The following is a 26,768-nucleotide window of genomic DNA, read 5'->3' on the forward strand; positions in this document are numbered from 1 at the left end:
ACCCCACTCAGTCGTTTGCGGAATCCTTCACATTAAAAGTTTCGGCCAGGAGATATCTGGGGCGCGCTTTTACTTCATCGAAAATCCGCGCAATGTAAGTGCCGATGATCCCAAAGCTGATCATCAATGTACTCCCCACAATCAACTGCAGCAGGATCACAGTGGTAAAACCACTGACGGCCACCCCTTTGATCTTCATGTACAAGGTTTGGATGCCCAACAGAAAAGAGCCCAACAAGAACAAGACCCCAAGCATGGTAACGATCTGTAACGGCATGGACGAAAAGGAGGTTATGGCGTTCACGGCCAATTTAAATAAACCCCAAGTCGACCACTTGGATTTCCCCACCTGGCGCGCCGGGACATCAAAGGGAATACTCGCCCGCTTATACCCGACCCAGTTGGCCATCCCCCGAAAGAAAGTATTCCGTTCCTCCATTTGCAACAAGGCGGAAACCACCCGTTTGTCCAACAGCTTAAAGTCGGTGGCGTTGTTCAAGTCAATGCCGGAAAAGGACTTTAACAGCCGGTAAAACAAAGTGGCACATATTTTGTTTTTGAGGCCTTCTTGCCCCCGGGTCCGCTTGACCCCTTCCACGACCTGATACCCCTCCTCCCGCCACAACCGGACCATCTCCGGGATCAGGGCGGGCGGGTGTTGGAGGTCGGCATCCATAACCACGCAAGCATCCCCGTTCATCACCGCCAAACCGGCAAAGATCGCCGCTTCCTTCCCGAAATTACGCGTAAAACGAAGCCCACACACTCCGGGAACCTCTTGGGCCAGCTCCTTGATCACCTGCCAGCTCTGGTCGGTTGAACCGTCATCCACGAGGATAAACTCGCGCCGGATCTCCAGCGGGGCAAGGACACCGTCGATCGTCCTGATACTCTCCGCGAGAGCTTCTCCTTCTTCGTAAACCGGAATAATAATGGAGAGGAAAAAATCTTTCACCTTCCGAACCTCGCCTTAACCAACTAGTCTTTATAGATAACCTTCCGGTAGATGGTAAACGTCCACATCACAATGAAGCCCATGGCAAGAACCTTTGAGATCAGAGGAGAGATACTCATCTTCTCCGCCAACAAATACATCAATAGATTGGAGACACCGATGTTAAAAAAGAAGATCAAACCGTAAAGCGGCAGCTGTTTGCGGAGTTTTTGTTTTGATTTGAAGGTCCAGTACCGGTTCATTAGGAAATTAAACCAAAAAACGATCGTCATCACCAGGGTGTTCGCCCACAGATAAGGCATCCGTACGCCGCGGTAGAAAAGATAAAACAAGGAATATTCCAACCCGAACGAGGAAAAGCCGGTGATTAAGTATCTGATGAACTGGTGCCGGGTTTCCGCCGGAAAATACCGGACAAATTGCTGCCGGCACCATTCCTGCAGCTTGGTCACCAAAGGTACCGCTCCTTTTTATTTTTAAGGTATTACCTTCTGAAACTCCGCACTGTATTCTTCCATTATATCCGTCGTGCTTACTTTGCTTTCTTCCTCGGCATATTCGCCCGAAAGGATGTAAGGGGTAATGATCACCACAAATTCGCTCTCTTCCTGGTTGACCGCGGTATTACTAAACAACCCGCCAATCAACGGCAAATCACCCAAAATCGGAATCTTGTTGCGGGTTACACTCTCTTGCCGTTGAATTAAACCGCCGATCACCACCGGGTCCCCTTCTTTCACCCGCACCGTCGATTCGGTCGAGCGTTCACTGGTCGCCGGGATCGGGTTCCCCTCGCCGCCGGCCAGGGTATCCGGAACACTCTCCGTGATCGTCGGTTTAATCTCCAGGGTGATATCTTTATCCGCCGAAACCCAGGGCAGAATCGAGATTTTAATTCCCGTCACCACTTCGATCAGCCTGGTCTGCGTCTGGGTCTCCTGCCCTTCGCCGCCGGCCGGAACGGCCGTGGTCACCACCACGGTCCGGGGATACCGGGTTGAGACATTGAATTCGGCCCGTGAACCGTTTAAGGTTGTAATCTGCGGGTTGGCCCAGAGCTGAGCCTTGCCATCCTTGACCATTGCTTCAAGCCGGGCTTTAACCAGTTGTGCGGCGGTGGAGCCAGGAAAGATCGTCTCGGCCACCAGTGATTTTAAAGAATCCCCTCCCCACGATAAAACCGTTCCCGGTTCGCTTTGGCCGGGGGCGGCACCAAGCTCGGTGAGGCCATAATTCCGTCCTAAACTTTTACTTAACTGAACCACCATCACATCAAAGAGGATGAGCGGGTTCTTCAAGTCGATCTTTTCGAGGTAATTCCGCACCCGTTTAATCTGTTCGTTCGTCCCCGTCGCCGCAATCGCATTGGCTTCGGTCAAGACCATCAGGTCTTGCTTGGGAATACTGGACGGGATCAACTTAAGGGCTTCCTCCGCTTTGATATGTTGAAGCCGGATCACTTCCGTACGGATCATGTTATCCGGCCGGTCTAACGCCGCCAAATATTCTTGAAAGTACTTATGTAACTGGCTACTGCCGTTAACCAAAAAACCGTTCTGTTCTTTGAAAACCACGATATTAGTGCGGGGAAGATTAACGGGAAGATTATTGAAGACATACTCGGCATTGGTGTAATTTAAGGTATAAAAACGCGATTCAATCAGATCAATCGTTTCCGGGCGAAGGTTTGTCCCGTCACCAACCACATAAACACCATTGGCATACTTGTAGGTATAGATTGTCCCCTGTAAAACATAATCCAGGGCTTCCGTGAAGGTAACACCGCGGATAGAGATCTTGTTGATGTTATGATTGACATGGCTGTAGATAATGATGTCCTGGTCCGCCCGCCTCGCCAGTTCAATCAGGACATCATTCAAGGAAGAATTGATAATGTCAAGCGTAAAAAGGCCTGTTTCCTCATCATGAACAATCTTGATGTTTGGATTGCGGTTCCAACGCACATAGAAATAGCCGGACTTACGCTCCAGGATAAAGTTGTTTGACTCCAACATCAATTGCAGTCCCCGCTCAAGCGGAAGATCGACAAATTTAACGGTAATCCGGCCCCTTACCTCCTGGTCGTACAAGAGGTCAATCCCGGCCACCCGGGCGATTTTATCCAGGATCCGGGTTACTTCCACGTTATTCGCCTCGACGCTCAGCAGGTTGTTGTTAAAGATCACCTGAAAGTCTTCATCATTGCCCACGATCCGATAAAGTTGCGGGCCCTCCTTGGACAGCGAAAGGTTATTGGTCCGGCACAAAAGCTGGAGCCCGGCTTCCAGCGGTAAATTCCGGAAGAAAACACTCACCGACGCCTGCAACGTCCGGTCTACCACTACCGTCGCCGGGGTCTGTGCGGTCAGCTCACGCGCCAACTCCTGGAGGGGAACATTGGTAAGATCCAGGGAAAGCAGGTCGTTTTCCCAAAGAAGATAAAAGCCTTCCCGCAACGGGCTCTTCTTCAAGAAATAAAACTCACCGTCTTTCTCTAGCTCATACCCGGTCCGGTCCGCCAGAATGGTCAAAAGTTCAGGAAGCCCGACCTGATACATAGTCAGGCTGACCCTTTCTTTTACCTCCGGCGGGTAAATAATATTGGTCGCCGTAGCTTTGCTTAATTCCGCCAAAACAAGTTCCAACGGGGCATCTTTCAGGTCAACGGACAGTCCATGCTCTCCCGCTTCAATCTTGATTGATCGCAACGGATCGTAGTAAACACGATAAACCCCGTTGCTCTTTTCCACCTGAAAGCCAAATTCCGCAGCCAGGATATTCAGGCATTCCGCAAAGGTCAGTTGTTTCAGATGAATGGTGACGCGCCCCTGAACCGCCGGGTCAATAATCATGTTGACCTTTTCCAACTCGGCCAGGGCTCTTAAAACATCATGAAGATCGGCGTTCTTGAAATCCAGATCCCACTTTGCCGCTGCTTCTACCCCAAGCGCAAGGAGGAAGAGGATTAAGCATAGGGAGACCCGGAAAAACCCCTTTTTCTTCTTGCTCAAAACAGCTCCCCCACTTACAATGAATAGTCCTGAAATACATTTATAATTAATTTTCTAATTTGCCTTCATCTTTTTTTCAAGGAAACCAGGGGATGGTTCGTACATTTCAAAGCCGCGAGCGGCCCCCGAATCGTTGCCGTCGCTTCGAGATGCGGCTCGATCACAAGCTCTCCCTCCGGTCCCAGGGGGATGGTAACCCTGACTTCATCCTTGGCCCCGCCGGTTACCTTTTGGTGGTAAAACTCTTCAAGCGCGGCAATCAGCCTTTCCTGCGGGATGCCGGTCAACTTTTCGTCCCAGTATGTATCATGCAGAAGACGAACTTGGTTGATGGCCAAATACATTTCTTTGGCCGCTGGGATCAGCCCTTCTCCGCTATCCAGTTCCACGCGGGTTCGTGTTTCAAACGTGAAATACTGATCAATCGCTTCAACGGTTCGACTAATCCTGGTCAAACGCGTTGCGCCGACCTTTTTGGCCCGTTCGATCCGGTCGATTACCCGATTCAGCTCCTCAATCTGCCTTTGAATATAACTGACCATCTCGGCGGAGGAAAAATCATAAAAGGCAAGCTGTTTTTCACCGAGCAGAAGCACCGAGCGGCGCGGCCCTTTCTCTTCAAGGGTGGCAAGGTCGGCCTCGATTAAGCTGCCGATCTGATCTACAGCGACGATCATACTCTCACTGATATCCGTAAACATCTCTTCCATTTGGCCTGGCAAAGCAACCCGAAAGCCGCTTTTCGCCTTCGCCCATAGCTCCGTGATGTATCCTTTTACCTCTTCCTTATTAATCTGACTGGTTGCCCACTGGATCAAGCTTTGCTTAAAACCGGAAAAATCACTGGCCACAATGGAATTAAGGTATTTTTCGGTTTTTTCTAGTTTACTTCTTAATTCGAGCAGCGTCGGCTCGTACCCTGCTTCATCCAGGATAAAATCTCCAGAAATTTCTGTCCATAGCTCCGGCATCAGATAAACCGGTTTTACGTAATTCCGAAACCAACAAAGGGCGAGGATGACCAGTACCAGGATGACCCCGATTACTCCTCCCGTTTTGACGAGGGAGGCCTTGGCACGCTTGGAACTTGATTTAGCGGTGGAGGCCTTGTTGGGCTGTTGTTCCTTCATTAACCGGTCTTTCTCTCTTTTTCCCATGCTTTATTTGCACTCCTTTACCGATACAGCAAGCGGCAACCGTGTTTGATAAAAGAGGTCAGGGGGATCGGGTGTCGCTTCTTCGGTTGTTTTTCGCCAATCCCCCTGATCACTCCATTCATCCTCCGCCCACAAAGACGGCGGATTTTAGTTAGTTATGATTATTTCAGTGAATCGAAATAGGCGCGGTAATTGTTGGAGAATTCGTAATTGCTGGCCGCATCCCAGTTGATCGACCAGGTCATTAAACCTCTGAAGTTGGGATATCCGGCCGGATTACGCAGTTGATAGGAGCCACCAAACGGAATACCTTTGATTATGTAATCCAAGGCTTTCTTCACTTCAGTGGGGTTGGTATACCCGCCGCCGGCCGCACTCGGACAAGCCGGGATTCCGAAGGCCACCTGATCCTGCCTTAAGGCCGGGAAGACATTATTCGGGTTGCCGGCCACGGGGAATCCTTGGAGCAACATTTCCGTCATGGCCACGTGGAAATCGGCGGTCCCTTGCGAATATGACCGGCCGTCAAGACCAATCATGGAACCACTGTTATAGTGTTGGACATGGATAAAGGTCAGCTTGTCCCGTAAGGCATAGATGACAGGCAAGTAGGCACCCCAAGGACCACCATAATTGCCATATCCGCCTTGGACATATGCGGTTTCCGGGGCCATCGTCAGGACAAAGTTCGAACCAAAGTGGTTGGCAATTTGGCGTACCGCGTCAATCAAGTTGTAAATCTTGGGTGTGGTTGGATTTCTAAAGTCGGTATCGCCCGGGTTCAACGACAGGGAGCTTCCCTCCAGGTCGATGTCCAGCCCGTCAAAACCGTAGGTCTCAATGATGGAGATCATTGAGTTGATGAAGTTCTGTTTTCTCGTAGAATTCGTCAATTCAATTGTGGCATTGGCTCCGCCGATGGAGATGACAACCTTCTTGCCAAGGCTCTTCAGATAGGCAATATCAGATTTGAATTCCTGCACCGTGGCGTTGAAGGGTGTGAACGACATCCAACAATCGGGCGAAGTCGGTTCCGCGAAGGCAACATCAATCACGTCAAATTTCTTGGAAACGTCACGCAGTTTGATTACGGTCGAACCGTTGTCAAAGTTATGCCAATAGCCGATTAAAATCTTGCCCGGAATACCCGTCTGTGGTGGGGTGGGCGTCGGTGTAGGCGTCGGTGTTGGGCCCTGACTCGGGGTCGGGGTCGGTGTTGGTGTCGGGGTCGGGGTCGGCGTCGGTCCTCCGCCCGCATACAGCTCCCATAGTGCGGGCACGTTCGGCGGCTCCCAACCAACCAAGGAAGTATGGGGTTGACGGCAACTGTACACCGCTCCCTGGTAGGACACCAGATCGCCGACTTTATAATACACGTTCGGCTGCCACGGTTGTACGCCGCTCACCGGGGTTGGCGTTGGCGTCGGTGTTGGCGTTGGAGTTGGGGTCGGCGTTGGGCCCTGACCAGGAGTTGGGGTCGGCGTTGGCGTCGGGCCGCCGCTTCCAACCTCACGCCAGACGCCCCATTCGCCGGTCGTGCCCGGTTCTTCGCCCTGGGTCCACCACTGGGCTTCCCAAACTTTGCCTTTATGCGTTACCCGGTCGCCGCGGACATAAACCGTGTTCGGATCCCAAGCCGGATATTGCGAAGAACCCGGTGTCGGCGTGGGGGTCGGGGTTGGGGTTGGCCCTTGACTCGGGGTCGGGGTCGGCGTCGGCGTCGGGCCGCCACCTGTGGACAACAGGTTATAAATCAAGCTGGTCATGTTACTGCCCACTCGGCCGGTGCCGGCAGGCCCGGGGTAATCGCCGCTGAACTCCCAGAACATAACGCCGCCCAGCCCTTTGGCTTTTACATAGTTAACTTTTTCCGTTACGGAAGTCGGGTCGTCGTAGGTGTACATGATCCGTTGCGACGGTGAGTACAGCCAGGGCACTTTGGCATATTGGTCACGGAATTTCTGGTAGGCGGGATTGGTTTCGTAGTTCTCATAGATAATGTAGAGCGGGTTGCTCCCGGTGGGGCCGGAAGTACCGTCATCCCATTTCCCCATCGGAGCGCCGTTGGCCGATGCAAACAGACCGTTCTGTCCGCCAGTGACATTAGCCCAACCCCGTGAGTAATAGGGGATACCCAGATTCAATTTGTGCGCCGGTACACCCAGGTTTAAGTACTGATTGACCGTGGCGTCAATATTGAAGAGTTCTTTCTGGGGCGAAGCGGTTGGGTCGTTCGGATTCATGTAGAGGGGCGCCAAATGGTTGGTTAAGTTCGACCACGCACCGTTGTAGTCGTAGGTCATCAGGTTGATAAAGTCTAAATACTGGTGATAAACATTGGGTTCCTGATTTTGGATGTTGCTGTAACCGGCAGGCGCCGCGATAGTCAACATATAGTACTTCCCGTCTTGCTGGCCGGCTTGATTCAACTTCTGGCGCAGAGTTTGGAGCAACAGGTTAAAGTTCTGCTTGTCCTCGGGGCGGCTGATGTTCGAAGGATGTCCGCCGCCACAAGGGTACTCCCAATCGATGTCGATACCGTCAAATTGGTACTGCCGAATGAACCGGACGCAACTGTCGGCAAATTTGTTACGGGAAGCTTCCGTCAATGCCACATCCGAGAAGTATGTAGACTCGGTCCATCCCCCGACGGAGATCAAAGTTTTCACGTTGGGATACAATGATTTATAATGAATCAAACGGCCAAAGTTGCCACGAATCGGGGTATCCCAGGTGTCATCTTCGAAGGGTTTCTCCACCGCCGCCCAAGAGTCGAAGAGGGCGATCTCCCCATTACGAATGACCGCAAAGGCGTAGTTGATATGGGTGACTTTGCTCCAGGGGATATGACCCACTTCGTAATAATCATGGGCACCGTAGATACCCCATTCGATAAAGTAACCTACGATGTTCTTATTGAGGGCTGCCGCCTGACTTGCGAAAGAAAACAAGAGCAAAATCAGGATGCTTGGGATCAATAGTAATTTTAGGCTTCTCCTCATCACAAAACCTCCCTTAACGATAATCGTCGCACAACAACCCCTTCATCTATCGGCACAGAACTTTCTTCTAGGATCCGGAGCTTCTGGTTTACTCCGTTGATTAGCCAGTCAACCCGGACACCCGTCTCTCTCTTGCCTGGCCAGGACAAAAGCTTAGGCCAACTGGAATCGGTTACGGAATAGATCGGATATTGCACTCCGTTTCTGCCAGAAACTCATGGCGGCATTTTACCGTTTTCTTACAGGATTGTTAATAAATTGTATCTGTTTCAATCATACCATATAATTTATGGAACGGCAATTGATATTTCTCTGTGTTTAAAAACTATATTTATTCTTCCGGTTATTCTTTAATCGTCCTACAACCGCCGCCATAAAGCAGGTACATTGGGCGGCTCCCACCCGACCAGCGACGTATGGGACTGGATACATTCATAAACGTAGCCTTGATAGCTCACCAGTATACCTTGGGTGTAACTGACCCCCGCTTGCCACGGTTGCACACCGCTACCCGGAGTAGGCGTTGGCGTCGGACTCGGGGTTGGTGAAGTGCCCGGTGTTGGCGTCGGGGTCGGCGTTGGGGTTGGTGTCGGTGTTGGCGTTGGGGTCGGAGTCGGGGTCGGTCCTCCATCTTGCACCTCGCGCCAAACACCCCACTGGCCGGTTGTTCCTGGTTCTTCTCCTTGCGTCCACCATTGCGCCTCCCAGACCTTACCCTTATGGAGCACCCGGTCACCTTTCACATAGATCCGGTTGGGATCCCACAACGGGTATCCCGAGCCCGGCGTTGGCGTCGGGGTTGCTGTTGGTCCCGGGGTCGGTGTGGGGGTCGGCGTTGGTGTCGGGGTCGGGGTGGGCACCGGGGTCGGCGTCGGCGTCGGTTGCGGCGCACCCGATAAGGGGACCGGGTTCATGAGATACCTTTGGACCTTCGTGATCCACCAGTAGGCATCGGTCGGTGGTGAACCCACCCCATCGGTACTGCTGTTTACTCCCGCCCCGAACAAGACGGAGATCACGCCTTTATCCCGCGCCTCCTGCATATGCGAACCCCAGGTGATCGTATCCACCCCGTTGTCGCTTATCTTCGGGTCCGCCCATTCATTGGTGCGGAAGTAGTTAAAGCGTGCGCTTGTCCCAGGCTTGAAGGTATCGCCCAGGAAAAAGACGGGTGCCGAATCCTCATATTTGCGGTCGGAACCATCCAAATCCGGGAAATAGCCACCCGTATACGGGTTGGCGGCAAGACTGCTGTTGATATGGCCGACAGGAATTTGCCAAAGAATAACCGGCAGGTTGCTTCTGGTATGCATGACCTGGACAAACTCCAAATAGTTGTTCCAAAGATCGGCATTCCAAAACCAGGTTGAATTCTTTGGATCGGCCGCCGCACCCGGAAGGGCCCCGCCGTCCAAACCATACTTGTCGATGGAAACAAAGTTGGCACCGTAAGAAGCGACTCCCGCACGTAGATAATAGTCGGTAATCTGCTGTGCTACATCCCTGATAAATTGAAGTCCGCCCGCCATACCCATGGTTTCGGTAGCGTGCAAAAGCCCATTACTGGGCACACCGGGGCCGCCGTAGGCCCATAGATTGAACTGCCAACCGAAAAAGGCCGCAGGGTAATATTTCCTGACAATGTAGTTTATTGATTTAACCAATCCTTCGACGGTGTTCGGAAAGGATGGATCACTGGCATCCAGTACACCACTGCTGTAAGCTGCAGAGACCTGAGCCATGATCTGATCCGGTTGTTTTCCGGATTGTTGCATCATGTAACCGAGAAAATCCGGTTCAAAGACGATCCCGACGGTATCATCGCCGGCCGTGTCGCGACAAATCTCAAGGAAGTACTTTAAATCTTGATAGTAGGCTTCCATATAGGAAATGCTCTGGATGTGATTGAGATCAATTTCGTAACTTTCGCCATCATCCGGGATGTTGTAATAGACGAAAAACGGAATCATCCCCAGCTTCTGGCTCTCCTTAATGAAGACCCGCGCCCGGTCGCCTTCCACGGTTGTCCACTTTCGCCAACCGTTGATCGGCCCGCCGTTAATATAGATGTAGCGGACATCCATGCGCTTGTTCTTATCCCCGGGCTGGAAGTCACGCCAAAAGTTAAGATCGCCCGCCGTATCCTCACTCACGGAACCCACGGATACATACGCCGGCATCCCGGGCAGACTGCCGTCCTGTTCCCTAACCCGTACTCCGACATATCTGGTCACGTTGGTGGTTTGTTCCGTGATCCTGAGCCCAGCGCGCCCAGCGTTTAAACCCTCGAGCCGCAGTGTATTGTTGTTTACAACCTGACAATTGAGCACATAATCATTGTTTGTTTCCACCTTAAAATTGGGGGACGCGGTTCCGACAAAACTTAAGACAAATTCGTTAACTCCTTGGTTGATGGTAAACTGGTTAACTAAACCATGAGTGTCCACCCCGTTGATCAAAATATCCCCGAATTGGTCCCCGACAATTACCGAAACCGTGTTGCTTTTACTTGTTCCGTAAGTATTCTCCAGTTCAACGTAATATGTATAAGTCCCGGCAATGGTCTTTCCCCTGATCTCCACCGTTCCGTTCTGCGGATGCGGTGTGTTATCCGTCAGGATTCCGGAACGGATGGCAACATAATCGCCGGCCCCCATCTTCTCATAAAGCTTCCAACTGGTGGCATTGTTGCCGTAATACAAATTCCAGGTCAAATCGTAATCGCCATCCAAATCCCCGCCCCATTGGTTATGCGACAGAGTGGGTACCGCCGGAGGACCGGTCGCTTCCGCATAAACCGCCGGTCCAATGAACAGAAGGATTATTTTCACCACCACAAGGATGGCGAAAAAACGGATTTTAAACCTGTTCATCTCTACCACGCTCACTTACTCAATTTTCCGCACGAATTCCCTTCCTGCGCTGCCTGCACGGGTAACTAAAACGCTGGTCACTAAAGGGTAAACAAACGATAATGGTGAATCCCTTTCCACCCAATTTCGTCCCGAACTGAACCTGTCTTTGAAGTGAAACTACTGCCAGGCGAAGTTGAAAAGGGGAAAGGGGTAAGGGGTGTGGATGAAACATATTTATATGGTAGTGGTCACAAACGGAGGCGAACACCACACCCCTTTTTCTTGCTGCCTTTCTTCCGTCAATAGAAGTTTTGCTTTATAGCGGCAACCACAATGCCGGTACATTGGGCGGCTCCCAGCCAACCAAGGCGGTATGGGCCTGCCGGCACTGGTATACATTCCCCTGGTAGGTAACAAGGTCACCAACGTTGTAACTTACCCCTGCCTGCCACGGTTGCACACCGCTACCCGGAGTAGGCGTTGGCGTCGGACTCGGGGTTGGGGTCGGGGTCGGACTCGGTGTTGGTGAAGTGCCCGGTGTTGGCGTCGGGGTCGGCGTTGGGGTTGGTGTCGGTGTTGGAGTTGGAGTTGGGCTCGGCGTCGGGGTCGGTCCTCCGCCTTCCACTTCGCGCCAGACACCCCACTCGCCGGTCGTTCCCGGTTCTTCCCCTACCGTCCACCACTGGGCCTCCCAAACCTTGCCTTTATGCGTTACCCGGTCACCGCGCACATAAACCGTATTCGGATCCCAAGCCGGATATCCTGACCCTGGTGTCGGTGTCGGGGTTGGGGTCGGGGTCGGTGTTGGCGTCGGAGTCGGGGTCGGTGATGTGCTTGGGGTCGGGGTCGGCGTCGGGCTAGTCCACGGCGTTGGGGTCGGCGTCGGTGTTGGGGTCGGTAAAGATGGTCCTCCGGCCGCAAAGACGTTGTTAATCGTGTCAACAAGCGGCGATTGCACATTCGCCCACTGTTTTAATTTGTTCCCGTAAGCGGTATACGGCCCGCTGAAAATAAGGTCGCCATAGGCCGTCCAGATGATGGTCCCGGCCAGCCCTTTGTCCACAATGAATTGGGCTTTATGCGCGATGGACTCTTCATCATCATAGCTTAAGAAGTAATTGTCCTTCGTCAAATACGGAACCTTGGCCTGGTTATCCCAGTGCCTTATCCAACCGCTGCCGGGGGTTAAAGCCTTTTGTAAAATATAGTAGTAATTCGGAGTCCCGTCATAGACATTCCGGGGCCAGTTGACGAAGTCGGCACAGGTTTCAACGCTCCCGTCGGGCTCTACGAATTCTTGCCGCTTAACCGTCGGCGCATTTAGCGCAGCCGGACCGTTGGTGATCACACCCCGGCCATAGAAAGGTATCCCCATGTTGACTTTGCTCAGATTTACGTTCAGGGCAACAAGCCCGTTGTAAACATCGTTCCAGTTCCAGGTCGGAGCTTCCGCATTGTCATAGGTGTAGAGGGGCGAGTTGTGCCCGGCCTTATTCGACCAGCCACCGTTGAAGTCATAGGTCATCATGTTGAAATAATCAAAGAGTTGATCTAACCTTTGCCAGTCAAAGCCGCTGATTTTGTTGATGTCCGCGGCAAAACAGGTGGTCAACAGTTTGTCATAGCCAATGGCGGCGCGGATATCCTCCGCCAACTTGATGAAGTTTTCATAGTCGGCTTCCGAGCCCGTAAAATTCATGCCGGCAAACGGCCCCGGGTATTCCCAGTCAAGGTCAATACCGTCAAAACCAATGTTGATCAAGCGGACACAGTCCTGAACGAACCGTTGTCTTTTTACCGGGTCCGCCGCGACTTCAGGGAAGTGCCGGCACATGCTCCAACCACCAATGGAAGCCAAGACCTTTACACCATGTTGTTTCGCTTTGTCAAGAACACCAGGCGCTCCCCCTTCTTTTTTGAGGGGTAAGGGGAATGGTTGGTTATAAAGGCCCCAGTCCGGGTGTGACCATGTCCCGCTGCCCAGCGTAACTTCAAAACCTTGTGCCGTCGCGCGCTGAAGGATTTCCTCATTTATGTAATAAACCGGATCCAACTCACCAAAGAGGATAAACAGATCCCAACTGCTATAGATGTCCGCATTCAGCAAGGGCGCGGGCTCCTGCCGGACCCCCGGCTGGTGCAGATTTTTATTCCGAAAATCGGCACTGTGCAACGAACCGTCATGGGCAACGCCAAAGAAAGAATAATTTAAGATGGTATACTTCGAAAAATCAATATTTAAGTGGGTCAAAGCACCTTGTGCCGGTAAACCGGCCTGTTCCGCTTTCCAAGCATCCCATTGGGTGAAATAGCCAATCACCTGTTTGTTATGATCGCTGGTTGTGGCCGCATTAGCCCGGACAACCGGTAAGAAGAACATCGCCAAGAGCAAACATAACACGACAGGTGTAATCTTTGTCCGCCTGGACATGTTTTTTATTCCTCCTTTCTCTTAAATCAACACTACTCTCCACCAGCACTTTATTACCCTCTTTGCATCAACCACCGCCTTCCTCGACCGTGCAAAATGAAAGGGGGACTGGAGTGTGGCTTCATAAGCCACCGGCTTCCGCCACACTCCGTTTAAAGCACCTCGCAATTTTAATCAGTACCCGGTTTTATAAGGGCAACCACAAAGCAGGTACATTGGGCGGTTCCCAACCGACCAACGCGGTATGGGCCTGCCGGCACTGGTACACGATCCCTTGGTAGGTAACCTGGTCACCAACTTTGTAACTTACTCCTGCCTGCCACGGCTGCACACCGCTCCCCGGAGTTGGTGTTGGCGTCGGGCTTGGAGTCGGGGTCGGCGTCGGACTTGGTGTTGGTGATATGACCGGTGTTGGGGTCGGCGTTGGCGTCGGCGTCGGGGTCGGAGTCGGGGTTGGCGTCGGAGTCGGGGTCGGGCCGCCGCCTTGCACCTCGCGCCAGACACCCCACTCGCCGGTCGTGCCCGGTTCTTCGCCTACCGTCCACCACTGGGCCTCCCAAACCTTGCCCTTATGCGTTACCCGGTCGCCGCGCACATAGACCGTATTCGGATCCCAAGCCGGATAACCTGACCCGGGCGTCGGGGTTGGGGTTGGGGTCGGTGTTGGCGTTGGCGATGTGCCCGGTGTTGGTGTTGGGGTCGGTGTTGGGGTTGGCGTCGGGCTAGTCCCCGGCGTTGGGGTCGGCGTCGGCGTTGGCGTCGGGGTTGTCCCGTCCGCGCCACCATCCGGATATTCACATTTGAACGCATATTTCTGGCCGTCGATCGTTACCTGGAAGTTCGAGGGCATCGACGCCGGCAAGTAGTAATTGATGGTCAGTTCATAGTAGTCGCCGGGAGCGATGCTCTTCCAACTCGGCAAAGTAAAGGTCAAGTAATGGAAATCACCTTTCAGCCCGCCAATGTTGTTGCCGGTATGGTCACTGGAGACCACCGTCAAACCGGCACCGCTCTGGTCGTTAATCCGCGACGAAGTGGAAGTCGCCATAGTGAATTCAAACTTCGTACCACCCGGAATCGTCTGACTAGTGTTGTTGGTAAACCTCAGTTTGGGCGTGATTGGGAAATTGTTGTCGCCGATGGCAAAACCACCGATACTGGGCACAATGTCGATCGATTGGGTCGGCATCGGCTTATTCGCCAGTTTCGCATTATACGGGGAAGCATTTTTAAACTTCTCATACATCGTGGTGATCAGCGTGTCGCCGATGAAGTATTCGCCGCGCTCCGGGTAATAAGCATAGTCGCCGGCGAACTCCCAGCACATAATACCGCCGATTCCCCGGTCAATTACATACTGGGCCTTTTCGGCAATGGACTGCTCGTCTTCGATCGACAGGAAAACCTTCTTGGTTTCATTCCACAACCACGGCGCCACGGCCACCGCATCGTAGTACCGTTGATAGGTGCCGATCAACTGATTAGCTTCGCCGTCGGCCGGGTCAATGCCATAAATCGGCAGATAGCTTCCGAGAATTCCGTGTTCCAGGTTTTTCGCATGCCACATCGGGTTAACCCCGGCAAAAATCTCTTTTCCTTCTTTATCCACATCGTGCCAGATGTTATCGATTCCTTGGGCGCCATAACCAGGCGGGATTGTACTGCCGACATGGTCGCCGGTCCCAGGCGGATGCGGCATCCCCGGCGGTAACGGTGCTTCACCCCAGAGCCCGTGGGTCCCACCGGAGACATTCTGCCATCCTCTGGTGTAAAACGGAACACCAATGTTGATGCGTCCCGGCGGCATGGAACCACGGAAATAATGGTAAGCCCAGTCCGTGTTGAGATAGCCAATGTTGTCAAAGGCGCTGTAAGCGTTCCAGTGTTTCAATTCTGTATCCTGTCCCGTATCAAAGAGGGGTGCATTATGACCGACGAACTTATTCCAGGTACCGTGCATGTCATAGGACATAATATTTACATAGTCAAGATACTTGGAGACCTGATGGGCTTCCATTCCCCGGAGCAGATAACCGGAAGAGGGAGCGGCCACTGTCAAAAGATAGTATTTGTTATCCTGAACACTCGCCTCATCCAGCTTTTCCCGCAAAGTCTTCATCAAGAGTTCATATTGCCGCCACAGCGTACCCCGCAATTGATCCGAAATCCAAAAATCCTCGGGGTTACCGGCCTTGCTCATGGAAGTGGGGTATTCATAATCGATATCGATCCCATCAAAACCGTATTTCCGTAGGAATTCCACACACGAGTCGGCGAAGGTATTGATCCCCTCGATAGTCTTAGTCATCTCATAAAAACCGCCATTCGCCACCCGGTTACCTTCCAAATCGAAGTAACCGCCCGTCTCGGCCCAACCGCCAACCGAGATCAGCGTTTTGACGTGCGGATACAGTTTCTTGTACTTGTTCAACAAGTTAAAATGTCCTTTATAGGGGAATTCCGGGTCCATCTCGCACCCCGGCACGTCCGGCCATTCCATCCCAATGGAAGGGTTGTCCGGAGAATCGGGGCCAACAGAGATCCGGTTGTTCTCAATATGGGCAAAAGCGTAGTTAATATGAGTTATTTTTGACCAGGGTATATCCGGTACCAAAAAAGCAGGTTGTCCGTCCTTACCGTGCCGCCAGGAAACGAAATATCCGATGATCCGGCGCGGATGATCTGGACTAATGATTTCCCTACCTTCCTCATCATAAACCAAGGCAAACGGCGGAACCGTATTGGGGTTCACCCACATACCTTCGGGGCGGTGCGCCGCGTGATTTACCTGGGCCTGGCTCGCTACGCTCAAAACAATCAGCGTGGCAAAGATGCTTACCAAGGCCACAGCCCTTACGATTTTTCTCATCAAAGCTCCTCCCTTTTGATTATTCCCATTCCCTTTCGCCAATGGCACATATCGCTCTTGAGCAAACCACCTCCCCTTCCCCGTAAGACGAGGTCTTTTTAGTGGAGTTTTTGTGTTTCGAAAGGTCTTTTTAAGGACTTTTTTTCATTGTGAAATTATCTGGCGACATTTTTCCGCTGCTTTTAAAAGACAAAATACAAGATAAAAATTTTTTATGTATCAAAATGAAAAGGTTACTTATAAAACGCAAAAAAACAAGGTAAACCCCATAATTTTCTCTAGGCTACCTCGGGTATTCCATTTTTTTACGTCTGTTCCATTTTTAACTATCTAATTCTTTTTCTTTTGGATAAAACCGTTTTGTAGCAGGCTTTTTTTCTGTGTGAAAATATCTGGCTATAAAAATTCCGCTTGCCGGATCTTCTCTTGAAGCGATTAACATTGTTTTATTTTAAGTTTATTAAACCGTTACTATCTTGTTATAAATTATACCATAAATTTTCCATTTTTGAAAGCCCTTTTTAACAAAATCATTAATTATTCGTGACATTCATATATTATGCTGGCTTTTTCGATTTTAAAATGTCGAATAACTGGGGAAATGTTCTCAGGGGAATCCCCCAGGGATCCCCCTGAGAACAGCAATATATCCTAGCGTAGTCTCCACAAAGCAGGTACATTCGGTGGCTCCCAGCCAACCAGCGCGGTGTGGGACTGGATACATTCGTAAACATTCCCTTGATAGCTCACCAGATCACCCTGAGTATAACTCACCCCGGCCTGCCATTGTGGAATGCCTCCACCTGGCGTTGGCGTCGGACTTGGCACCGGTGTTGGAGTCGGGGACGGAGTGGGCGTTGGGGCCGGCGTAGGCGTCGGGGTCGGAGCCGGTCCTCCGTCTTGCACCTCGCGCCATACACCCCACGGACCAGTTGTCCCCGGTTCTTCCCCTTGCGTCCACCACTGCGCTTCCCAGACCTTACCTTTATGAGTTACCCGGTCCCCTTTCACATATACCTTGTTGGGATCCCACTGCGGATAGCCAGACCCCGGAGTTGGTGTTGGGGTTGGTGTCGGAGTGGGTGTCGGGGTGGGTGTTGGTGTCGGGGTCGGCCCGCCTCCCGAACCGGCCGGTGTCAACAACCGGGTTGGGAAGTCGTTGGTGTTGTACGCCATCGTCGCATTGTTCCCCGAAGCGCGGACGATCTTAACCATAAGCCGTTGGTTGACCAGGGACACGGCGCCCAAGTTGAAATTGTAGGTGGTCGGGTGATTGCCCCCGCCGGTGCTGGAGACATTGATCGTCTGCTCGCCCAAGAGGACGGCACCACTACCGTTGGCGTTCACCTTGTACAGTTGCACCTGGATATTGGAACTGCCGCCCGGGTTGTTGGTCCACAGGATAAAGGACCAGTTCCCCGCCGCATATGTCCCGTTCAGGACCGGCGAATACCAATATTTCGCCGTCCCGTCCAGGGTCTTGGTGGGCTGCCAACCGGTGACCCCCGAATGCTCCGTCTGCATATTCTCGCCGGCCGGATTCACCCCGGAGACCGCCTGGTTAAACAGATACCAGGTGGTCGGCAGACTACCGCCGGGCGGGGTCGGCGTCGGCGTCGGCCCGGTGGAAGGTGTCGGCGTCGGGGTGGGCGTCGGGGTCGGGGTCGGTTGGGCACCGCCCTGACTGGTCGCCATCGACCGCGCCGGAACCGTCATCTGGAATCCGTCGGAGAAGGTCACCGTCCTGGCCGAGTTGCTCATGTTGTAGACCACATAGGTCCGGGTCCCGTTCTTGTTGAAGACGGCATAGATGGGATAATTGGCGGTCACGTTCCGGTCCACCCGCCCGAGGGCATCAAAATTGTGGATCCAGTGGAAGGTGTGGGCTTTCGAGTTCCCCGCCTCCAGCCAGTTGTTGGGGTCATCAATCCCGGCGTACATCTGGTTCAAAGCATCCGCCGGGTTCACCATCGCCCGGTACATCCAGATCAAGTCGTCCCAGAGCAACCAGTTGGTCGAACCGCGCCGCGCCCGCAGATCGTTGTAATTGCGCTCGACATACTCCGGATAGAGGCCAAGGTACAACGAACCGCCATGCATGGGCAGCCAGTTGATTCCGTGAATCTCTTCCGGATTCGACGACCACCAGGTCGCGTTGGCACCCTTGCCGCCCCAGACCATCGTAATCTGCTCGTGCGGGTAAGACGGGTGGAAGTTTTCGTTGTGGACGTCAAACCAGTTCTCGAAGATGGCGTGCATCTCGGTGGTATACAGATAGATCCCCCGGTTTCTGACGGCGGTGTTCCCGGTCGCCTCGCCCCACAGGATCATGGCGGTCCAGGCGTTCATCGCTTCGGACGAGGACTCCTGGTTGTTCCCGTCACCGAAGTTCGCATGGCCCGAAGCCCAGGAATGACCGGAATAGGGGTCGAAGTTCCGCAGATACGGGAAGAGCGGGTCGTTCCGGTCGGCGGCAAAGTCGCGGATCAGGAGATTGACCATCCCGCCCCAGTTGCTCTCGGCCGCCCAGTTCGGGTCGACACGGGCGATCTCCGCCGCCGCCTTCACGAAGTAACCATAGTGGAAATGGTGGTCATTCAACTGCGGCCCGCTGCCGTGGCTGTCCTCATAGCCGATGAGCGTCCCCCAGTTGCTGTTGTAGTAGAAGACACAGGAGGACTTCAAGTTCCCACTGGCATCACGGGCTTTAAGCCAGTTCTGCAGCGCGTTCTTGATGTGGTTCCGGAAAACATTGGCGGCGTAAGTATTGCCTACCTGGTCGGCGATGGGGGCCAAGACCGCCAATTTCCCCAGTTCCTTACCGACGTTGTAGGTGTCCACACTCAAATTGGGGGTCCGCGCCGCTTCCTGGTTGAGGTAGTTGTTGAGCCGGTTCAGGTCGTAACTGGCAACGTTCGGCAGCGTCGGCAGCACGCCGGGGTATTTCATGATCGTCTGGAAACTGGTCCCCTCGGCCGTCTTCATCGTCCCCCGCACCGATTGGTAGGTATACGGCAAGAGGCTTTTGTTTGTGTACCGCCACTGGTGCGGGTAAAGCGCGAAGATCGTTCCGGTCTGGCTCCCTTCCCGCGCCACCGTCGTGTAGGTGAAGGTGGTCCGTACTTCACTGGTGTTCTGGTCATACACCCAGTCCGCTCTGGTGTTTGTCACGTGGGAGTAGGCGTATTGCCGGAACTTTTCCAAGGTGGAGGTCGAGTTGTTCGGCAGGACCGCAATCGAGAAATAGTTCTTGCCGTTTAAGTTGTTGATAAAGGTGGTACTCCCCAGCCCCGACCAGGTCGACCCGGTGGGACCAAACAGACCGTAATGACGGCCGTTTACGGTAATCCCCAGAACCGGCGAACTGGCCGACCCGTACCAGACCGTTGGCACATGGCCAAAGGTCAGACGGGGGTTGCCACCGCTGAAGAGAAAATAGACATAAGGAGAACCCAAACCGTAAGTGGTTTTCATACTGAACGAGCCGCTCTGGTATAGATTGGTCACAAACCAGTCGCTGTACCCATGGACGCGCACATCCGGAAAACTGCCTACCGCGGAATGGCCAACCGTAAAATCATGGGGTTGGTCATGGGGCATCCAGCCCGCAATCGCGTCGGCCCAGGCATGGATGCTCGGACCGGGGTAGTAGATCTGTAACCCCTCCGCTTTGTTCCAGACCGCCAACGGATGCGGATACTGTCTCTCCGAATGCGCCAGGAAGGCCGTGGAACTCCACCAGTCGTTGGTCGACATCGGCCCCGTCACGCTCGACGTCCGGTAGATGGTGGACTGCACGTCCTGCCTTCCCGGCGGCAAGACGGTGGAGTAACTCCCCGCCCCCACTTGTACCTCAAAGGCTTGTGCGCTAACGCTCAATAACATGGCGGCGAGGATGACTCCAAGAAAAACGACTCCTTTCAAGCGCCTTTTCACATCGATTCCTCCCTTTTCCTTTTGGTTTGCCCTTTCCAAAAAACCAAACGACAACTCTTAATCCAGCCTTCCATTTCCACCTCCTCTTCTAATTTTTATCGTTTATAGTCGAAGACCATCAGGTCTCCGTTTCCCGGCAGCAGTGAAACAGACGATTACAAATATTAATCCACAGCGTCCGTTATCAATCACATATTATTAACCATACTATTAGTTATGTGTATTATTATTAAAATGTATTATTAACATAATGCAGCCATCGGTGTCATCTGGAATTTAATTCCACTGGCCGGAAACTGTCCACTATTAACCGGTGTTCTTGTTAATTGTTACCGTTTTTTTACTAATATTTTAATATTATGTTATCTGATTATATAAGCATATTCTTTGTCGAACGGCAATTGTCATTATGTCATTGATAAAATCAATTTATCCTATCACGGTTTGCCGTCAAAACCACGACCAGGTTGAGCTCCTGCGCAGCCGGGAGCTGGGTCAATAATTCCCGTTTGATCCGGACCGATGCCCCTGGGGTAATCTCCCTTCTCTCCTGGCCGTTAAACTCAATGGTACCGATCCGGTAGGCACCATAATCAAGGTGCTCCGGATTTTCGTAGGCCACCGTGAGTTTGCGCCCGGCAAAATAAGTGGTGATGGCCAGCCGGCCGCCGGATCCAAAGTCATCCTTGGTCAGTTTCGGTTCGATAATTAAATCACCCAGGTCACCTTTGATCCCGAAAGTCTCCGTCACCAAGGTCAACAAAAACCAACTGGCCGACCCCGTCAAATAATGGTACATGCCACGTCCTTGCGCATTGAAATACTCGGGAATCCCAGGATAAATTCGGCTCTTGGCAAAATCGCAACAATGCCGGTAGAGCGTGTTTAAGACAAAACGACCTTCACGGACAAAACCGCGTTTGTAGAGCGCATAGGCGTACATGATGGCCATATGGTTAAAGACCGCTCCGTTTTCTTTGTGGCCGTAAGCAAAGCCGAAAGCACGTCCCAGATTGAGTTTGAGCTCCCGGAAATCGGAATTCAGGCGGTAGCCGCCAATCTCCTTATCCAACAAGTAGTGGTCGGCGGCTTGAACGATCTTCTGCACCTGCTCGTCGGTGGCCACGCCGGACATGATCGCAAAGACCTGTCCGGTCAGGGTCATCCGGACTCCCTTTGGGTGATCGCCTTCCACCCGCTGCCCATCATTGTCGTAATAACCATTAAACCAGGCAAAACCTTCCTTATTAATTACCCATTCGTTTTTCCGCAGATGTTGAACCATCCATTCGGCCTTGGCATTCAGGTCGGCGATAAGGTCATCAATCTTCACCGCCACCTTTGTCCCCGCCACCGTATGCCGGCAGGAGTCGAAATACTTGTTTAAGAGCGCCCGTTTGGCACTGGGCGAATCGTAATCCACCCGCCCGGCGAGGGAATCAAAGAGGATCATCATCTCGGTGGCCAGTTCAACGGTCTCCAGGTGCAGCCGGTCACGCAAGGCCGCCAGGAGACGGGACAGTTCCAGCAGATTACCGGCGTAGAAGGAAGTAAAGGCAACGGTCTCCCCTTTTTCCGGTGCCAGATCCAAGGCATCGTTCCAGTCGGCCCCCTCCAAACGGTGATTGTTGTGGTCACCAACGTTAAAAAAGGCCGTCATGTTCTGGAGAAGAAGATGCTCGAGGATGGTCCCCCGGTAGACCCGGCCATGGCGGTCTTTTTGTTTGTTCCCGTCGGCGGCCGTCCATTGCTGATCGATGGCCTTGGCCCGGTGGGTGAGGTGATCCTTGAAATAGGTCTGCTCCGCCAGGAGAAAAGCCAAATCCCCGGTGAGATCCAGATACAGTTTGGTGGTCAACAGCGGCCAAACCCCGTGGTCGCTCCAGATCCGCGGGATATTGTTGCGGTCGGCGATAAACTCGCCGGGTTTGGTCCCAATAATCGTGGCGTTACTCCCGTCGATGCGGACACCGGCAAAATTATTCAAGAGCAGATGCCGGACATCGGCAGCCTCGATCAACAATAAAGCTAGACAATCCTGCCACAGATCCCGCCACCCGCGGCCGCCCCGGCCATAGTCATGGTGGGGCAGGAACGAGCAGCCGTAAATGCGCCGGAGGATTGGTTGGATCGTTACCCATTTGAGCCAATCGTCGTAGTTTTGCTCGCCCGTGTGAAAGCTGAGCCGGGCCAATTTTTCTTGCCAGTAGCGGCGATTGGCCTGCCAGTATTGGTCAAAAGCACTCTCTTGTCCGTATTTGCGGACCAGGGCTTCAAAGTCGGTATCATGCGGACCGATGACCATGATGATTATGTAGCTTTTCGTTTCTTTGGGCTTGAGCCTTAGGGAGGCAAAACGGAGGGCCCCGACCGCTTCATAACCGGCAATTTGCTGGCCGGCACCGCGGAAGTCATCGCTGTTCTCCACCACTTTTTGCGGCCACTCCAGCGTGCCTCCTTCACCGATAAACTCTGCCAGCACCGGGAAGAACCCAACCGGCGGCTGGCCTTGGCCATCAGCCCCAAAGACCGCATAAGCCACCCGGTTCGCCCGGTGACCCCGTTCATCAAAGATCAGGGTGGGTGTAACAACAACACCGTATTGGGTGGTCATAATCCGGTGCAGTAAAGAAGTCACATGCCGGTGGTCCCGGAGGTTATCGGCGGAACGCCCGTAAATGGGGATGGCTGCCGTCGGGGTAAGCGTGACCTCCCGTTCTCCGGTATTCGTGATCTTTACCTTCATGAGTTCAACCCGGTCTTCATTGGCGGGAACCAGGTTGGTTACTTCGCACTTTAACCCCAGGGCTTGATTTTCCCTGGTTATTTGGTGCCACAGAAACCCGGCCCGCAAGGAGACGGACTCTTGCTCCTGAGCCAAGATTTGTCGCGGGGTATTACCCGTAACGGACCAAGGGCCGTAACCGTCAAGGAAAAACCAGAAATTCCGGGCGGATTTGGTGTTATGCAGATCCTCCACCGAAACCGGCGGTAACAAAAAGTGGTGTTGCCCCGTCTTACTGTCCCCGTGCAGCCGGGGAGTGATGGCCGCCATCATTCCGGCTTCGTTGGCCAGCGGAAAGTACAGCTCTTTGGTGGCTTCCGGCCGGTTGAGGAGGAAGGTGCCATCTTCTAGAAATTGCCAACCCTGCACCTGCTGAGTCATCTCTTCCGTTCCTTTCTAATCATCTTTACTGTTATTTTGTTTTGCCGAAAAAAACATCAATCCGCGGGAACACTCCGTCGCGTATCTGCGCGGCCAGTGGGGAAGAAACAACACTGCCCTCCAGTTCTATGGTCTTCCCTTCCGCGCTCTGGAGCCGAAAACCGTGGATGTGAACCCGGTCCGGGCCAAAGGTGTCCCGGCGTTCGGGGTTATGGTAGACCACCAGCGTCGAGCCGAGAAAACGGTAAGCGAAAGCATTGGCCGGGATCGACACCACTCTGCTCTGAGTAGGACAGAATTGCACCTCCACTTCCTGGGCTTCTTCGGTAAAGAAGTCCCCCCGCAAGGCCGGTTCCGGCGCGTAGACCAGTTCCGACCCTTGAAGCCGGAAAGGCCGGGGGCCGAAGGCCAGCAATGACCAGATGCTAAGGAACTCGGCCGAAGCTCCGCTAAGGCGGGCGATATAACCGCGCCCGTGGTTCTGCCGGTCGGGGTTTAAACTGCTCAGGAGGAAAGAGCTGTTCTCCAGGATGCTGCGGCCATAGACCTCCGGGTTTAAGTAAGGGATCAGGGCGGTTTGGGCTGCCGTATAGAATTCTTCATAAAGGCCGGCCCGGAGCAATTCCAGAAGGTACTTATACTCCATATGCAGCCAAATCGAACCGTTCTCCAACCACCCCGGGGAAAACGCCCGCGCCCGGCCGATGGTAAAAGATTCGCCGCTCAAATCGGCGTTAAGACGGTACATTCCCAACACTTCATCATATAATCCGCTCCGGGAAACCTTCTGGTGCAAGGCCCGCTTCTCTTCCTGGGTGGTCAGGACCTTCATCGCCCGGACCTGCCCCTCCAGGAAGGGAGGTAGGGCATGCTGGGCAAAGGCCTTGACTTCAATATAGCGGAGACCGTCCGGGGACGCTTCGCCCGTCGGCCGGTAGTCCACCGGTTCATGGCTGTAGTAGGTATTGAACAGACCGGTTTCGGGGTTCCGGGCCTGGGCCACCGCGTTTTCCAGTTTGGCAATGGCCTTCCGGAAAAAGGCCTGAAGGTCGCCGAAGCTAATCGTCTCTTCGCTTCCGGCAAAACCGGGAAAAACTTTTTCCCGGTATTCTTCCCGGAGGGAAGTTGCCGCCGCCCAGGATTTGAGGGCGTCGGCGGGTCCTTTCCCGTCCCGGGCCGGTGCTTCGGCGGCAAGGAGGGAATCCAAGCCTTGGTAAAAGGCGAAGACTTCGGTCGGGACTTTTACGCCTGCGTCTTCCTGCGGTTGTTGGGCCAGGGTTTCATGGAGGAAGCGCACCAGGCGCAACAGCTCCATGGTCTCCGGCGTGGAGGACCCAAACAAACCGGGTAAACCGTTCATGGCATCGTCCCACCCGGGTTTGCCCGCTTCCATTTCCACCCCGATCCCGTAGGGATCCAGGGAGGACAGTTTATTAAGGACCAAAGTGAAAAGGATGACGAACAGATTATTCCGGTAGATCTCACCATGGCCGTTTTGCGTCCGTACGGCGTAAGGGAAGACCTTCCGGCTGTCGATCAATTTCTTTTTCTCCGGATCGACAATGCGGGCACCGGTCTGGCGCGGACCAGCCGCGGTCAACACATATTTTTTGCTTCGGGGTTGGACCTTAACATAGCTATCGTAGAAGGTATAGGAGTGATCGGCAAATAACAACTGCGAACGTTCCTCGGGATAAAGGGCTAGATAGGTCTCGATCAGATCCAAGAGGTAGGTCCAGTGGTCAACCCAATAACCTTCACCAAACTTTGCTTCGGTCCAACTGTCGGCCACCGTCATGAGCAACCCGAGATATTCGGGGAGAGCCGTGGGAAGTTGGATCTTCTGCTCCATGATAAAAGTAGCAACAGCCCCGGGCGTAAAAGGTTCACTCAGGACCGTTTCCAGCTTGGCCCGGTCTTCCGGGGACAGACCCCCAAGGACCTGTTCCTTGGCGGATTGGGCGGACAAGTAGTACTTGGAGCCTTCGATGACCAACGGGTTATACCCATCCGGCTGGAACAGGCTGGCAAAGGTTTTAATGTTGGCCGCTTTTAATTTGGAGTTGAAGAAATTGTCCGAGCGGCGGTTTTGTAAAACATCACGGAAATTCCCGTTTCCGTGGGAGTAGTAGGTCGGTGACAAGTAAAACTGGTTGTAATCCCGTTCCAGATCACCGTGTTTGCGTGAGAACACATAGTACGGCTTCTCTTCACCCGGTGCACCCAGGTTAAGGGGGAAGCCTCCCCGCAAAAAGTTGTCCAGAAAAGTCTGCCTGGTATAGAAGGAAAAGCGCTGGTCTTTACAGACCGTTAAGGCATAATCCGTATAATAACGGTGGATTTGTTCGACCCGTTTTTGTTTCTCCTCAAAATAGCCTTCCTTTAAAAACTTCTCCCGTACCGCGGCGAGGTGATCATATTTGGGCAGAAAGCCGAAGGCCGAATAGAGCACCAGCTCCTCGCCGGGGCCTAACTCTCGTTGTACCGCCGCCATGGCGCACGGTAACCGGTTTTCCGTAATCTGTTCACCGTCGAACGCCGCCAAATTGCGACGGAGAAAACCAAGGGGTTGGTCCAGGCTATTGTCTTCCGCAAAGATCAGTTCCGGGTCAACCAGCGGTTTCAACAACCTAATCCCTTGCGCTTCCGGGGTCAAGGCGATAAAGAAGTTCCCGGCTTCCACCTTTTCCACGACCGCCTCGTCGGCGGTACCGGCGTAGGTACGATAAAAGGCGGTCTTGTCTTCCACCCCGTAAGCGCGGGCCCAGGCGGCTGAGGTATATGCCATGTCTTTGAGGGCCTGGTTAGACAGACCATACGGGATGATCACAGGCATCCCGTCTAAAACCTCAACGGTCTGAGGGGTTTTTTTCTGGTTGGTAATGGTAACTTTCCGGACCAAAGCGCCAAAGTTTTCTTCCGGAAGAATAAAATACTGGACGCGGGTTTTCAGACCGAGATCGGCGGCTTCCTCTTCCAAAGTCAAGGTCGCCAGGGAAATGACCATCCTGCTTGTGGTCCCTGGGCGCAAACGCCGGAAGGGTTCATGCACGGAAGGTTGCTGGGCGGTACCGGTCCGGATCCAAGTGCGGAAACCTTGGGTCGGCACCCGCTGGTAGGATTTGTTGGCCGGTTCGAATTCCATGATGGCGTGGTCTTTGTCGGCCACACCGAAACTGGCCACCCCTTGCCCGCGGTTCACATAGAAAACCCAAAGCGGAATCCCGTGCAAACCGGCAATTCCCGGTAAAAAACTGGCAAAGGTCTTTTTCTGTTGATAATTGGTGATCACAAAATCTCCGTTTGGTGCCAAATAATACTCCTTGGCTTCGTTACTGTGGATGGTCATCGTTCGTTCCTCCTTGTCGAAACCGTTTTCGAATTCC

Annotated in this window: 11 protein-coding genes; all 11 read right to left on the reverse strand. The window is 53.2% G+C overall.

Annotation, left to right across the window (positions count from 1 at the left end; all coding sequences use genetic code 11):
- Positions 1 to 7 precede the first annotated feature (7 nt).
- The gene (locus tag G5B42_RS07475; RefSeq protein ID WP_181339853.1) at positions 8 to 955 is read right to left on the reverse strand and encodes a glycosyltransferase family 2 protein; all 948 of its coding nucleotides are present in this window, start codon (positions 953 to 955) and stop codon (positions 8 to 10) included.
- A 23-nt stretch (positions 956 to 978) separates the two neighbouring features.
- The gene (locus G5B42_RS07480; protein ID WP_181339854.1) at positions 979 to 1,407 is read right to left on the reverse strand and encodes a GtrA family protein; all 429 of its coding nucleotides are present in this window, start codon (positions 1,405 to 1,407) and stop codon (positions 979 to 981) included.
- Between the two features lie 24 nt (positions 1,408 to 1,431).
- Positions 1,432 to 3,966, reverse strand: coding sequence for a type II secretion system protein GspD (locus tag G5B42_RS07485; RefSeq protein ID WP_181339855.1), 2,535 nt, complete (start codon positions 3,964 to 3,966; stop codon positions 1,432 to 1,434).
- Positions 3,967 to 4,031: 65 nt separating this feature from the next.
- Complete coding sequence (locus G5B42_RS07490) at positions 4,032 to 5,123, reverse strand: hypothetical protein (protein ID WP_181339856.1); 1,092 nt, start codon at positions 5,121 to 5,123, stop codon at positions 4,032 to 4,034.
- Positions 5,124 to 5,284: 161 nt separating this feature from the next.
- Positions 5,285 to 8,125: a glycosyl hydrolase family 18 protein gene (locus G5B42_RS12265; protein ID WP_331274075.1), complete on the reverse strand. Its 2,841-nt coding sequence runs from the start codon at positions 8,123 to 8,125 to the stop codon at positions 5,285 to 5,287.
- 359 nt (positions 8,126 to 8,484) lie between these two features.
- The gene (locus G5B42_RS12270; RefSeq protein WP_331274076.1) at positions 8,485 to 11,013 is read right to left on the reverse strand and encodes a carbohydrate-binding protein; all 2,529 of its coding nucleotides are present in this window, start codon (positions 11,011 to 11,013) and stop codon (positions 8,485 to 8,487) included.
- A 283-nt stretch (positions 11,014 to 11,296) separates the two neighbouring features.
- Positions 11,297 to 13,411 (reverse strand): glycosyl hydrolase family 18 protein, encoded by a 2,115-nt coding sequence (locus G5B42_RS12145; RefSeq protein WP_181339858.1) that lies wholly within the window; start codon positions 13,409 to 13,411, stop codon positions 11,297 to 11,299.
- A gap of 187 nt (positions 13,412 to 13,598) precedes the next feature.
- Positions 13,599 to 16,283 carry a chitinase C-terminal domain-containing protein gene (locus G5B42_RS07515; RefSeq protein ID WP_407926906.1) on the reverse strand — a complete coding sequence of 895 codons (2,685 nt, stop codon included), beginning with the start codon at positions 16,281 to 16,283 and terminating at the stop codon, positions 13,599 to 13,601.
- Positions 16,284 to 16,931: 648 nt separating this feature from the next.
- Positions 16,932 to 20,216 carry a glycosyl hydrolase gene (locus G5B42_RS07520; protein WP_331274077.1) on the reverse strand — a complete coding sequence of 1,095 codons (3,285 nt, stop codon included), beginning with the start codon at positions 20,214 to 20,216 and terminating at the stop codon, positions 16,932 to 16,934.
- Positions 20,217 to 20,640: 424 nt separating this feature from the next.
- On the reverse strand, positions 20,641 to 23,382 hold the full coding sequence (locus G5B42_RS07525; protein WP_181339860.1) for a GH36-type glycosyl hydrolase domain-containing protein: 2,742 nt from the start codon (positions 23,380 to 23,382) through the stop codon (positions 20,641 to 20,643).
- 31 nt (positions 23,383 to 23,413) lie between these two features.
- Complete coding sequence (locus G5B42_RS07530; RefSeq protein WP_181339861.1) at positions 23,414 to 26,731, reverse strand: hypothetical protein; 3,318 nt, start codon at positions 26,729 to 26,731, stop codon at positions 23,414 to 23,416.
- Positions 26,732 to 26,768: the final 37 nt, after the last annotated feature.

Origin of the sequence: Capillibacterium thermochitinicola (genome assembly GCF_013664685.1) — a bacterium.
Classification (GTDB): Bacteria; Bacillota; UBA4882; order UBA10575; family UBA10575; genus Capillibacterium; species Capillibacterium thermochitinicola.